The organism is Ruminococcus sp. OM04-4AA (assembly GCF_003462585.1).
In the GTDB taxonomy this organism is placed as follows: Bacteria; Bacillota; Clostridia; order Lachnospirales; family Lachnospiraceae; genus Mediterraneibacter; species Mediterraneibacter faecis.
In genome coordinates this window covers 1-12,570 of the sequence record NZ_QTZH01000008.1, presented here as the reverse complement: position 1 = coordinate 12,570, position 12,570 = coordinate 1, and the positions used below count along the sequence as shown (strand labels likewise).

15 protein-coding genes and 1 pseudogene are annotated in these 12,570 nt (G+C 42.3%); 1 reads left to right on the top strand and 15 read right to left on the bottom strand.

The window, feature by feature from the left end:
- Nucleotides 1–184: 184 nt before the first annotated feature.
- From purD to DXB52_RS16605, 15 genes and pseudogenes are all read right to left on the bottom strand, one after another.
- Nucleotides 185–1,456, bottom strand: coding sequence for a phosphoribosylamine--glycine ligase (gene purD, locus DXB52_RS04080; RefSeq protein WP_118106592.1), 1,272 nt, complete (start codon nt 1,454–1,456; stop codon nt 185–187).
- Between the two features lie 13 nt (nt 1,457–1,469).
- Nucleotides 1,470–2,095, bottom strand: a pseudogene (gene purN / locus DXB52_RS04075) (phosphoribosylglycinamide formyltransferase).
- The gene (gene purM / locus DXB52_RS04070; RefSeq protein ID WP_118106591.1) at nt 2,089–3,114 is read right to left on the bottom strand and encodes a phosphoribosylformylglycinamidine cyclo-ligase; all 1,026 of its coding nucleotides are present in this window, start codon (nt 3,112–3,114) and stop codon (nt 2,089–2,091) included. Before purM ends, purN begins: the two are co-directional and overlap by 7 nt.
- A gap of 32 nt (nt 3,115–3,146) precedes the next feature.
- Nucleotides 3,147–3,659, bottom strand: a complete 513-nt coding sequence (gene purE, locus DXB52_RS04065) for a 5-(carboxyamino)imidazole ribonucleotide mutase (protein WP_015527958.1) — start codon at nt 3,657–3,659, stop codon at nt 3,147–3,149.
- Between the two features lie 123 nt (nt 3,660–3,782).
- Complete coding sequence (locus DXB52_RS04060; RefSeq protein WP_118106590.1) at nt 3,783–5,888, bottom strand: aminopeptidase; 2,106 nt, start codon at nt 5,886–5,888, stop codon at nt 3,783–3,785.
- Nucleotides 5,885–6,235 carry a DUF6142 family protein gene (locus DXB52_RS04055; RefSeq protein WP_117498667.1) on the bottom strand — a complete coding sequence of 117 codons (351 nt, stop codon included), beginning with the start codon at nt 6,233–6,235 and terminating at the stop codon, nt 5,885–5,887. The genes DXB52_RS04060 and DXB52_RS04055 overlap by 4 nt, the downstream gene beginning before the upstream one ends.
- Entirely contained in the window at nt 6,201–6,683 is a 483-nt protein-coding gene (locus tag DXB52_RS04050) for a VanZ family protein (RefSeq protein ID WP_117498669.1), read from the bottom strand. Before DXB52_RS04050 ends, DXB52_RS04055 begins: the two co-directional genes overlap by 35 nt.
- A gap of 93 nt (nt 6,684–6,776) precedes the next feature.
- Nucleotides 6,777–6,926 (bottom strand): hypothetical protein, encoded by a 150-nt coding sequence (locus DXB52_RS16110; RefSeq protein ID WP_020435871.1) that lies wholly within the window; start codon nt 6,924–6,926, stop codon nt 6,777–6,779.
- A gap of 14 nt (nt 6,927–6,940) precedes the next feature.
- Nucleotides 6,941–7,621, bottom strand: coding sequence for an orotate phosphoribosyltransferase (pyrE, locus tag DXB52_RS04045; protein WP_055173059.1), 681 nt, complete (start codon nt 7,619–7,621; stop codon nt 6,941–6,943).
- Nucleotides 7,622–7,639: 18 nt separating this feature from the next.
- Nucleotides 7,640–8,542 carry a dihydroorotate dehydrogenase gene (locus DXB52_RS04040; protein ID WP_117540998.1) on the bottom strand — a complete coding sequence of 301 codons (903 nt, stop codon included), beginning with the start codon at nt 8,540–8,542 and terminating at the stop codon, nt 7,640–7,642.
- Nucleotides 8,542–9,324: a dihydroorotate dehydrogenase electron transfer subunit gene (locus DXB52_RS04035; RefSeq protein WP_015527963.1), complete on the bottom strand. Its 783-nt coding sequence runs from the start codon at nt 9,322–9,324 to the stop codon at nt 8,542–8,544. Before DXB52_RS04035 ends, DXB52_RS04040 begins: the two co-directional genes overlap by 1 nt.
- Before the next feature lie 26 nt (nt 9,325–9,350).
- Nucleotides 9,351–10,280: an orotidine-5'-phosphate decarboxylase gene (gene pyrF / locus DXB52_RS04030; RefSeq protein ID WP_015527964.1), complete on the bottom strand. Its 930-nt coding sequence runs from the start codon at nt 10,278–10,280 to the stop codon at nt 9,351–9,353.
- A 455-nt stretch (nt 10,281–10,735) separates the two neighbouring features.
- A complete protein-coding gene (locus DXB52_RS04025; RefSeq protein ID WP_055173064.1) occupies nt 10,736–11,167 on the bottom strand; it encodes a DUF2752 domain-containing protein in 432 nt (143 codons plus the stop codon).
- Between the two features lie 32 nt (nt 11,168–11,199).
- Nucleotides 11,200–11,625 (bottom strand): CD225/dispanin family protein, encoded by a 426-nt coding sequence (locus DXB52_RS16610; protein WP_472519947.1) that lies wholly within the window; start codon nt 11,623–11,625, stop codon nt 11,200–11,202.
- Complete coding sequence (locus DXB52_RS16605) at nt 11,622–11,924, bottom strand: zinc ribbon domain-containing protein (protein WP_472519946.1); 303 nt, start codon at nt 11,922–11,924, stop codon at nt 11,622–11,624. The genes DXB52_RS16610 and DXB52_RS16605 overlap by 4 nt, the downstream gene beginning before the upstream one ends.
- Nucleotides 11,925–12,209: 285 nt before the next feature.
- Here DXB52_RS16605 and tnpA point away from each other — a divergent pair, with 285 nt between their 5' ends.
- A complete protein-coding gene (tnpA, locus tag DXB52_RS16600) occupies nt 12,210–12,329 on the top strand; it encodes an IS66 family insertion sequence element accessory protein TnpA (protein ID WP_416389035.1) in 120 nt (39 codons plus the stop codon).
- Nucleotides 12,330–12,570 lie beyond the last annotated feature (241 nt).

Here is a 12,570-nt window from a genome sequence, read left to right as displayed (position 1 = left end):
CTGTAACTGAACAGTTACCTTTTTCCTTTGTTACAATCCTAGTATAGCACATATTTTTTATTTTTCTGTGATAAAATCACAAAGAAACCGACAGTTTGGATTTTTCCTCCCTGCCGGTTTCCTTCATTACTTCCTTACTTCTTATATCGTTTTATCTTATTGCAACCAGTCTGCGACCCTTTATTTACGCTTCATCGATTGCCTTACCGATATCATGTCTCATGTATTTATTCTTAAAGTTTACCCACTCTGTTGCTGCATATGCATTCGCACGGGCTTCTTTCAGATCTTTTCCCTTCGCTGTCACGCCAAGAACACGTCCGCCGTTTGTCACGATCTGATCTCCGTCGAATTTTGTTCCTGCATGGAAGCAGTAATACCCTTCGTGCTTCTTGAACTCTTCCAGTCCTGTGATTGGGAAGCCTTTCTCGTAGCTTACCGGATATCCTTCGGATGCGAGTACGACACAGACTGCTGCATTGTCTTCAAACTGAAGATCAACCTGATCCAGTGTTCCGTCGATACATGCTTCCATAACTTCAAGGATATCATTCTTCATACGAGGAAGTACAACCTGAGCTTCCGGATCTCCGAAACGAGCGTTGTATTCAAGAACCTTCGGTCCGTCTTCTGTCAGCATCAATCCAAAGAAGATAACTCCCTTGAACGGACGTCCTTCTGCTGCCATTGCGTCTACCGTTGCCTGGTAAACATATTTCTCACAGAATTCTTCTACTTCTTTTGTATAGAACGGGCTTGGAGAAAATGTTCCCATACCGCCTGTATTAAGTCCTGTATCTCCGTCTCCGGCACGCTTATGATCCTGCGCACTTGTCATTGTCTTGATTGTCTTTCCATCAACAAAAGAAAGTACGGAAACCTCGCGGCCTGTCATAAATTCCTCAATGACCATCTCATTTCCGGCTGTACCAAACTTCTTATCCAGCATGATCTCTTTCACGCCTGCTTTTGCTTCTTCCAGATCCTTACAGATCAGAACACCTTTTCCGAGTGCAAGTCCGTCTGCTTTCAAAACAATTGGGAACTTCGCTGTCTCAAGATAAGCAACAGCTGCTTTTGGATCTGTAAAGTTCTCATAAGCTGCTGTTGGAATATTATATTTCTTCATCAGGTCTTTGGAAAATGCTTTAGATCCCTCAAGAATCGCTGCATTCTTCTTCGGTCCAAATGTGCGGATTCCTGCTTCTTCAAGAACATCTACAAGACCGCCTACCAACGGATCATCCATTCCTACGATACAAAGATCAATCGCATTCTCTTTTGCGAAATCTCTTAATTTATCAAATTCCATAGCGCCGATCGGTACACACTGCGCATACTCAGCGATTCCGGCATTTCCCGGAGCACAAAAGATTTTGTCTGCTCTTGGGCTCTTTGCCACGCTTGCTGCGATTGCATGCTCTCTTCCGCCGCTTCCTACGATCAATACGTTCATAGTCTCTGCCTCCTTACTCGGTAACGATTGTACGATGTCCTTCTACTTCAACCTTTCCGTTCGCGATCAGATCGATTGCATGTGGAAGGATCTTCCATTCAGCCTGTTCCATCACTCTGCGCTGAAGCACTTCCGGGGTATCTCCATTGTGTACTTCTACAGCCTTCTGCAAGATGATCGGGCCTGTATCAGTTCCTTCATCTACGAAATGTACTGTTGCACCAACTACTTTCACACCGCGCTCCAAAGCTGCCTCGTGTACTTTCAATCCATAATAACCTGTTCCACAGAAAGATGGATCAGAGATGGATGAATGTTGATGATCCGGTTCTTATACTTCTTGATCATCTCCGGCGGGATTACCACAAGGTAACCTGCCAGCACGATCAGATCCGGTTCATATGCATCCACAGCCTTTAAAAGTTCCTGATTGAACACTTCTCTTGACTCGTAGTCCTTCGGAGAAATGCATTTCGCATCGATTCCATTTTCTTTGGCACGTGTCAGTGCATAGGCATTCTTATTATTGCTGATCACGCCCACAAGTTCTGTGTTCGTGATCATTCCATTCTTTACGCTGTCGATGATTGCCTGAAGGTTTGTTCCGCCTCCTGACACCATACTTAAGACTCTTAACATAAAGTCACTCCCTTTTCGCCAGCCTCAATCTTGCCGACTACATATGGCTGATCTCCTGCTTCACGAATTGCTTCCATTGTCTTATCAACGTCTGCCGGATCAACAGCGAGAACCATTCCAAGTCCCATGTTGAATGTGTTGTACATCATCTGCTCTTCGATTTCGCCCTCTTTTGCAAGTTTTGCAAAGATTGGTGGAATCGGGTAGCTGTCTTTTTCTACAACTGCATGAGTTCCTTCTTTGAGCATACGCGGAATGTTCTCATAGAATCCGCCACCTGTGATATGGCTGCATGCTTTTACCGTAACACCTGCATTTTTGATGCTTTTAAGTGCTTTTACATAGATTCTTGTCGGAGCAAGAAGTGCCTCTCCAAGAGTAGTTCCAAGATCATCATAATAAGTATCTAAAGATTCTTTTGTAATATCAAATACTTTTCTTACAAGTGAAAATCCGTTGCTGTGAACACCTGTAGAAGCCATTCCGATCAGAACATCTCCGGCTGCAAGATTCTCTCCTGTGATCATTTCTTTCTTATCGCAAACACCAACTGCGAATCCTGCAAGATCATAATCATCTTCCGGCATAAGCCCCGGATGCTCTGCTGTCTCTCCACCGATCAGAGCTGCATCAGACTGCTTACATCCTTCTGCAACACCTTTTACGATCTCAGCGATCTTCTCCGGATAGTTCTTTCCACATGCAATGTAATCCAGGAAGAAGAGTGGCTCTCCGCCTGCACATGTGATATCGTTCACGCACATAGCAACAGCATCGATTCCGATTGTGTCATGCTTATCCATTACCATAGCAAGTTTTACCTTTGTTCCGCATCCGTCTGTACCGGAAAGAAGAACAGGCTCTTCCATCTCTTTGATCTTCGCAAGAGAGAAAGCTCCTGAGAATCCGCCAAGTCCTCCGAGAACTTCTGCGCGCATTGTCTCTTTTACATATTCTTTCATTAATTCCACTGATTTGTAACCGGCTTCAATATCTACACCTGATGTCTTGTAATCCATCGTAAATCTCCTTTTCTTTCGAATCGTAATATTTATTTATTATTGAGATATTCCTCATAACCAACTTCTGCAAGTCTGTCTGCTTTTGCCTGTACCGTATCTTTCATCTCTGCAGAATAAGCTTTCAGTTTCTCTAAAAGCTCCGGATCTGACATTGCAAGCATCTTTGCTGCAAGAATTGCCGCATTCATACCGCCGTCGATTGCAACTGTAGCAACCGGGATTCCAGGTGGCATCTGAACGATTGAATAAAGTGCGTCCATACCCTCCAGATTCTTCCCTGACATTGGGATACCAATTACCGGCATTGGGAAAAGTGCTGCGCACATTCCCGGCAGATGTGCTGCCATACCTGCTCCTGCAATAATTACTTTGATTCCCTTTCCTTCAGCTGCCTTTGCCCAGTCAAAAAAGACATCCGGCATACGGTGTGCTGAAATAATCGTCATCTCATAATCGATTCCAAACTTCTCCAGTGTGGCTGCTGCCTTACTCATCACCTTCAGATCTGAGTCGCTGCCCATGACAATTCCTACTTTTGGCATATCATTTCCTCCTCAGTGGTATACTGTTTTCCTTCCCTTGGAAACTTTGTTTATTTATTATCCATACTTATGAAAGATTCCATTTAATCATCTATTAACTATCCAATTACCTATAGGATTTCCTTAAAATCCCGCTTCATCCAAAGGCTCATTAAGTACCTCTGTTCCCGGCAATACGAATCTTCCGTCCTCTAATAGTATAATGTCTTTTCCCTCGTTTGTCACTACACTTATTTCTTCTAACTCTTTATAAGGCACGGTTATATCTGTATGACAGTTAAAGTATGCTTTTGATACATCTTCCTTACGAAGAAGAGAACAGGAATTATCTTTCGCCACAATTTCCTTTCCATTCGGATTGTAGACTCTGATTTCCTCGCTCCAGGAATAACATGTATCTCCTACTGCAAAATGCGGTCCTGTCTTCTCTGCGATCAGAATCGGCATCTTATCTTCTATATTAAATTTCTTTGCTGCCACATATGCAGTCGTATTTGTTCCAATTGCGAACTCACCAAGCGGAAGAGTCTCATGATTCTTCAACACATTATCGTAAATGTATTTCTTATTCTGTGCTTCATCCTCAAAGTTCGTACATGTATAGTCGGTGATCTTTCCATTCTGAAATGTCAGCTTCAGATTCTCATACTGAAGTCCGTCCAGATATACCTTGCTTACATGAAGTATGCCGTTCGTCCCTTCCAGAACCGGTGATGTAAATACTTCTCCGACAGGAATATTCACATCTGCCACACAATTTTCGAAGATTGTCTCCTTCTGTGTGTCTTTCAGATGATATAACTGTACCGTAATATCTGTCTGGTTTTCTCCTTTTCCTCTTACATGTACACAAGTTCCCTGATCTAACGCATCGATCATTGTCTGCTGCACTTTTTCATAAAGTTTCGCGTCTAATGTATTGATCTTGATCACTTCATCAAAGATCTTTGCATAATCTGCCCCAATCTCCGGCACCGGATAAGCAACAATCGTGAAACTTCTTTCCTCACCCTTGATATACTCATTCGTGATCTGTCCTGATCTGCTGCTAAAGAGAAGATCCAGTTCTCTCTGCGCCTCATCATATGCCGGTGCTGTTTCTTTCGCTTCCGGTGAAAATGGAGTCTCACCGAAGATCTCCATAACTGCCGGTCCTGCAACGCCTGCTGCCATCTCTTTATTTTGCTCAAAAACGGTCTTCATCACCTCAAGCTTACGTTCTACATAACGCTTATCCATAAAGAGTGCCTGGTCCTGTCTATGATCATACTCATACTGCTGATTCGCAATCGCACCGTAATATCCAATCTTGTGGTGCTCTCTCTTCGTGATCACGCTGGAGGCAGCACGGTAAATAACCGGCTTTAATCCCATCTTACGGAAGTTCTCGATTGCAAGGCAGATCACCTTTTCAAATCCAAGACTGTAACGGATATTTACAATCGATTTCTTTGACAGATCTTTTCCAGTGTTAATAAAACCAACACGATATCCTTCCGTATATACATCTGCCATCTTCTGCAGTGTCTCCTGTGGTAGATTTCTCAGATGATGAGCTGTTCCAAGTTCATTCTTGGAAATGTACTCACCGAATTCATACAGATAATCATCTTCATCAAGATCTGCCTTCTCAATGATCTGTACTGCAAAATCCGCTGACGGGTCCATCTGCTCCAGAATTCGGTCTGCATAAAACACATCGCAGTAATCGCTTGCATACCAATACAGAATCTCCTTGATCTGCTCCGGCTTTGGAACTGGATTCTCTTCCTTACTCATTCCCTCGAAACAGGTATAGACTTCGAGAAACAACTCATAGAGGATTGTCAGATAATCCTTGCGCTGTTCAAACACATACGGAATTCCTGCTCTGATTTCCGTATACAACAAACTTAAAAGCTGTCCCATCTCCTGCCCAAATTTTTCACAGGCATAGTCTTGATTGACATAGCTTGTCTGATATTTCTCCCCTATAATATCACTATAAAGAATCCTGTTCAGGCTGCGCTTCTCCTCAAGATTTAAGCTGTCCCAGATTCCATCTTCTATCTTTCTTTGTGTATTCTCTAACTCAAGCAGAAACAAGGTACAATCCTGAAAGTAAGAAATATATGCTGCATCCACTGTTTCTTCTGTCACGATCGTGCGCAGACGCTCAACTGCCAGTTCGTGACGCTGTGTGCACTGTTCATTTTTCTCCTTCTGTAACTCACTTAACTTTCCGATCATAAACTCAGACCTCCAACAAAAATTCCAAGGAAGCACAAGATCTGCACAATACCGATCCCGATTCCACATTTGCAGGAAAGGTATTTTCTATCCTGCTCCTCAAATCCTTCTATTGCATTCCAGATTCCATATATATCAATCATTAAAGAAAGGATTGCAATCCCTCCGACAATTCCGGCTGCCTTTCCTCTCGTCAGGAACGCATATCCGACACATCCCAGCAAGATAGCAAGTGACCATCCGGTCAACCAGCAGGAGATCACACCTCTTCTTGACTGCAGATAAGCTGCTTTCCCATATTTCTTTGATTGATTACGCTTTCGTTCTTTTTCTTTTTTTTCGTTCATTTCTTCTCCTTAGTAGATTACAAACTACAAAAACTATATATCCAAGTACACCGCCGATTGTATTCAGCAGAATATCGTCCACATCAAAGCATCCCACTTTCGTGATCAGCTGCATTAACTCTACACAAAAAGTCAGACAAAAACTCCAAAATAACGTTTTAAAAAAGCTTCTTCTTTTCCCTGCCATTGCAGAAAAATAACCAACCGGCATGAAAATAAGAATATTTCCGATTAAATTCGAGAAAACCGCAAATGTTCCCAGCTGATGTCTGTATTTAATAAATCGCTTAATCTCTTTGAATAGCTCCAGATTGTAATGGTACTCATCCATTACGCCTTCCCTGCCGTACCAGTCTGACAAGAACAGAAAGTATACAAGGAAGATAATATATAATATAAACAGGATCTTTCCAAGCGTCCTGACTCTCTTCGCTTCTTTTTTTGTCAATTTCTTACACCTTTACAGAAAAAGAAAGTCCCCTCTGCCGGTCACTTCGGACGTAACTACTCACAATGAACAAGCTACGAGGGGACTTTCCTTTTAAAATGTTATATTATTTTTATGTTTTAACAGACTGGCTCCATTGATAATAGAAATAATTCCTACCGTAACTCCTGTAACAAGCAGGATAATTCCAATTGCAATGTTACCTGCTCCGCTGTTTCTCATTACACGATACGCTTTTTCCAAAACACCAGGCCTCCTTATTTTGCTCCATATTTCTCATAATATGCATCGATCGCTGCTTTTAATTCATCATCGATCACTACTTTTCCGTCACATTCCTTGTTGTAAAGGCACTCTACAACATCTTCCATTGTAACGATCGCTGCTGTCTCAAATCCATAGAGATCTTTCACTTCGTCAAGCGCGCACTTCTCTCCGCCTTTTCCTACTTCCATACGGTTTAAGGATACCATAAGTCCAACGATTGTAACATCAGCAGCGCCTTTTACCTTCGGAACTGTCTCTTCCATAGATTTACCGGATGTTGTAACATCCTCGATCATGATCACGCGGTCTCCATCTTTCAGCTTACTTCCAAGGAAACTTCCTTTATCTGCGCCGTGATCTTTCTCTTCCTTACGGTCTGAGCAGTAACGTACTTCTTTTCCATATAATTCACTGTATGCGATTGCTGTTACAACTCCGAGTGGGATTCCTTTGTAAGCCGGTCCAAACAGTACATCAAAGTCATCTCCATATGTCTCATGAATTGCTCTTGCGTAATACTCTCCAAGTTTCTTTAATTGGGATCCTGTTACATATGCTCCTGCATTCATGAAAAACGGGGATTTTCTTCCGCTTTTCAGTGTGAAATCTCCAAATTTCAATGCGGCACAGTCTACCATAAATTCAATAAATTCTTTCTTATAACTTTCCATTCTATCTTACCTCCAGGTTTATTTTACAATACCAACCATATCTTTTACATTCTCAAAGCCGTTCTTCTTCATATAAGCTTCGATTCCGTCAATCACTTCCAGTGTCACTGCCGGATTGTGGAAGTTTGCTGTTCCTACAGATACTGCACTTGCACCTGCAAGAAGGAATTCAATTGCATCTTCTGCACAGGAAATTCCGCCCATTCCAATGATTGGAATGTTAACAGCCTGAGCAACCTGATAAACCATGCGAACTGCAACTGGTTTCACGATCGGTCCGGATACTCCTCCGGTCTTATTCGCTACCGCAAATGTCTTTCTGTTGATATCAATCTTCATTCCTGTCAGTGTATTGATTAGAGATACCGCATCTGCTCCACCTGCTTCTGCTGCTCTTGCAATCTCCGTGATATCTGTTACATTCGGTGTCAGCTTCATAATGATCGGCTGCTTTGCGATCTTCTTGATCTGCGCTGTCAGCTTTTCTACATTATGTGCATCCTGGCCAAATGCAAGAAATCCTGCATTGACGTTTGGACAGGAAATATTGATCTCCATCATATCGATCGGTTCGTCTGCGAGACGCTCTACGACTGCAAGATACTCTTCCGGAGCGTGTCCGCATACATTTACGATGATTTTTGTATCAAAATTCTTCAGATATGGAATGTCTCTCTCACAAAACAGATCGATTCCAGGGTTCTGAAGTCCGATGGCATTCATCATACCGCCATAAACCTCAGCTACACGCGGAGTCGGGTTGCCTGCCCACGGTACATTCGCCACACCTTTCGTTGTCACTGCTCCAAGACGGTTCAGGTCTACAAATTCTGAAAATTCTTCTCCTGAGCCAAATGTTCCCGATGCAACTGTTACAGGATTTTTCCATTCTACTCCGGCAATCTTTACGCTCATGTTCATTAGATTTCCACCTCCGTAGACAAGAATACAGGACCATCCTTACAGATACGCTTGTTATTTACATTGCTGTGTGCGTCCTTCTCTTTGGACTTGCATACACATGCCAGACAAGCACCGATACCACACGCCATTCTCTCTTCCAGTGAGATATAACACTCGATTCCGTTCTCTTCTGCGTACTGTTTGATCGCGCGGAGCATCGGAGTCGGTCCACAGGCATAAATCATATCTGCTTCCAGGGCATTTTCACGGATTGCGTCCATAACATTTCCCTTTGTTCCGACACTTCCATCTTCTGTGGAAATATAAAGTTCTCCGTTCTGCTCGAACTCTTCTTTAAGAAATGTCTGTGCGTCACGGTATCCTACTACGATCTGTTTCTTCTCGCAATCCATCTGTTTCGCCAGTTCAAGGATCGGCGGTACACCGATTCCTCCACCCATCAGAAATACTTTCTTTCCTTCAGCCTTCTCGTATGGGAATCCATTTCCAAGAGGTCCGATCACCGGAATGATGTCTCCTGCTTTCAGCTTAGAAAATTCTTCTGTTCCTGTCTTCGGTCCTGTCACACGGTAAACAACACGAAGTCTTCCGTTCTCTTTATCAATCTCACAGATACTGATCGGACGTGGAAGCAGCTTGCTTCCATCTGTCGTATACATGGAGATAAACTGTCCCGGCTTTGCGTCCTTTGCTGCCTCTGTATTGATCCACATGCTGTAGATTCCATCCGCCAGCTGCTCCTGGGAATGTACTACTGCATTTTCTTTCTGCTTTGCCATAAACTTATGCAATTCCTTTCTTGAAATTATTTTGCCGCTGCAAGTGCTCCGCTGATATCAGCTACCATTGCTTCAACTGCTGCTCTTGATGCATCACCGAAATTCTCCGGTCCGAACTTCGCATAAGCTTCCTGCTTGTAAGCTGCAATAATTCCACGAGAAGAGTTTACGATCGCACCAAGTCCGTCTTCGTTAAAGAAATGAACAAGGTCTTTACCCTGTCCGCCCTGTGCACCGTATCCAGGTACAAGGATGTAAGACTTCGGCATAATCTCTCTTAATACTTTACCCATCTCCGGATAAGTAGCTCCTACAACAGCTCCGATATAGCTGTACTCATCACCCATGCAGTCAGCTCCCCACTCGGCAACCTTCTCACCAACCCACTCATAAAGCGGTCTTCCATCAATGATTCTGTCCTGGAATTCTCCACTGGACGGATTGGATGTCTTAACAAGGATGAACAGACCTTTCTTCTCTTCCTTGCATACGTCAACGAATGGATTCACTCCGTCAGATCCAAGGTACGGATTCACTGTTGCAAAGTCCTCTCCGAATGGTGTATATTCCTTGCTTCCAACCTTAATCTTTCCAAGATGTGCTGTTGCATAAGCAGCAGATGTAGAACCGATATCTCCACGCTTTACATCTCCGATGATCACAAGGTCTTTAGACTTACAGTAATCTACTGTCTTCTTAAATGCCATCAGTCCCGGAATTCCGAACTGCTCGTACATTGCGATCTGTGGTTTTACTGCCGGAATCAGATCATAAGTCTTGTCAACGATCTCCTTATTGAACTGCCATACTGCTTCTGCTGCTCCTTCCAGAGTCTCACCATACTCTGCATAAGCCTTATCAAGTACGTGCTGTGGGATGTAGTTCAGCATTGGATCGAGTCCAACTACGATCGGTGCACCTGTCTTTTTGATCTTCTCTACCAGTTTATTAATCATTCTTCATTCCTCCATATCCTGTTACTTTTCATCGGATCACCGATGAATGATAACCTTCGGTCTTTCCTTCAGGTTGACGCGTTACTTTTCTTTACGCACAATATGATGTAAGTGTCAAAAGTATAAATTGCGTTTGTGCTCGCACAAATAAGCAATTTATACTTATTGACACGCCGAACACCGAAAACGGAATAAAATGGTGTGAACACGCCATTTTATGGGAGTTTGAGGTGTTCGAGGATTGCGGGAATTGCATAGCAATGGAGCAATCCGGTTACATCAGTGAGTGGCAAAATTTACTTTTGACACTTACATCACAATATATCATTTTTCATAATACCATATTCTTGAGAATTTTCCTAGTCATGCTTTTTAATAAATCAAAAAATGAAGTTCTTTCTCTGTCACTCATTTAAACAGAATCTGAAAGAACTTCGTTTCTCTGATTTTATTTTTTAATATCCCGCCGGCACAAGCAATGTAAATGGATAAATCGGAATATTTCTCACGATTCCGAACCCCACCACTATAACTAATACCACATATAAGACTTTCTGATTAATCTTCTGATCCACATGATTACCACCGGTCAAAACCCAGTCAATCAATCGTGCTACAATATACACACCAAGAAACGGGAGTAATGTCACATACATCGGATTATACCGGAATGCCGTATAAAATCTTCCATGTAAAATAGAATAGCTTGCCCGCCCGGCACCGCACCCCGGACAATACAGTCCGGTAATAATATGAAAGAGGCAGGGCAGCGGATACTGGTGCGGATTATGAAAAAAGAGATAACCCGCAGCAGCCACTGCAATCACTGCCCCCGTCAGAACTGCGATGATCCTGGCTGACCTTTTTGTTTGAAATGCTTCACGCATCTTTATCTTCCAAATCATCATCCGCTCACTTTTTAATAATAGTAATAAGCCGAACCGGAAACTGCCCCTGTCACGATCAGAACCATGTAGATCAACCATGTAAGAAGACCAATTGCAAAGGATACGATAATCCAGATTCTTGCCATCTTCGCATTATTCTGTGCTTCTTCAAGATTTCCTGCCAGCATAGCACTATTGATCTTCGCCGAGAATACGATTCCCACTACACCAAACGGGAGACAGCAACATAATGTTGAAATAATTGATAATATAAGATATGGAACCCAGTTCACTGGCTTCTGTGGCATTCCATTGAAATTATTCTGCTGATAATATCCCTGGTTTTGCTGACCATAGTTTGGACCCTGCTGAGTATAATTCTGATTTTGCTGACCATACCCCTGTCCATACTCATAGTTGTTTGATTCACCATAGAAAGTATTCTGCTCCTGAGTCACACTTTTGTATGGATCGTTCTGATATGACCTTCCACATCCTCTGGCTGTGTTGGTTCTGTCGGCTGCACTTTTTCTTCCGGCAGCACATCTTCTTCTGGCTGCACTTTTTCTTCCGGCTGCACATCTTCTTCTGACTGCACTTTTTCTGTCGGCTGCTGTACCTCTGCTGTATCTTCTGTTATGTTATCTATTGTCTCTTCCTTTACCTGTGATACAGGTTCCATCTTCTGTACCGGCTGCTTCGCCCCGCAATTCGGACAGAACTTACAACTATCCGATATCTCCTGATAACAGTTCATACATTTCATCATCTCTACCTCACTTTCGTAAGTCACAATTCTCACTTTTCCAGAGCACTGACCAATTTGCTCACTTGTTCGTTTTGCGACTTTATTTCTTATATCATAACATTAATATCACAAAAAAACTTGTATCTTCATTAAAAATTAACACTTTTCTTGTAAGCAGGTAATCATCTGTATCTGTTAGCACCCATATTTTTCTGATACACTCTTTTCATAACAAAGGAAGGAAACTGTATCATTATGAAAACAGATGAAAAAATTGCACTGTAATCTGAAAGAATTAGTGAATTTCATTCAAGTGGACAGCCGTGCAAAACATGGTGTCAAAAACATCACGTTCCAGTCTCTACAATTAATTACTGGATGCGCAAGCTAAAAACATTGGACGAACAATCGTAAGTACGTAATCATCGGTCTCTTGAATTTTAAAAAATGCCACCCAAGTGAGTGGCTTACTTTGGTAATACAGATGATTACCTACTTACAAAAAACTGTCAAACGGAAAAATTCGTTCGACAGCTTCTTACTTATCTTCGATTATATTTTTCACCTTTTTCTATCATCAAACAATACTTCCACTAAAGTATGATTATAATTTCGATTTTATATATCGGTCTAATAATTCATATACTTTATCTAA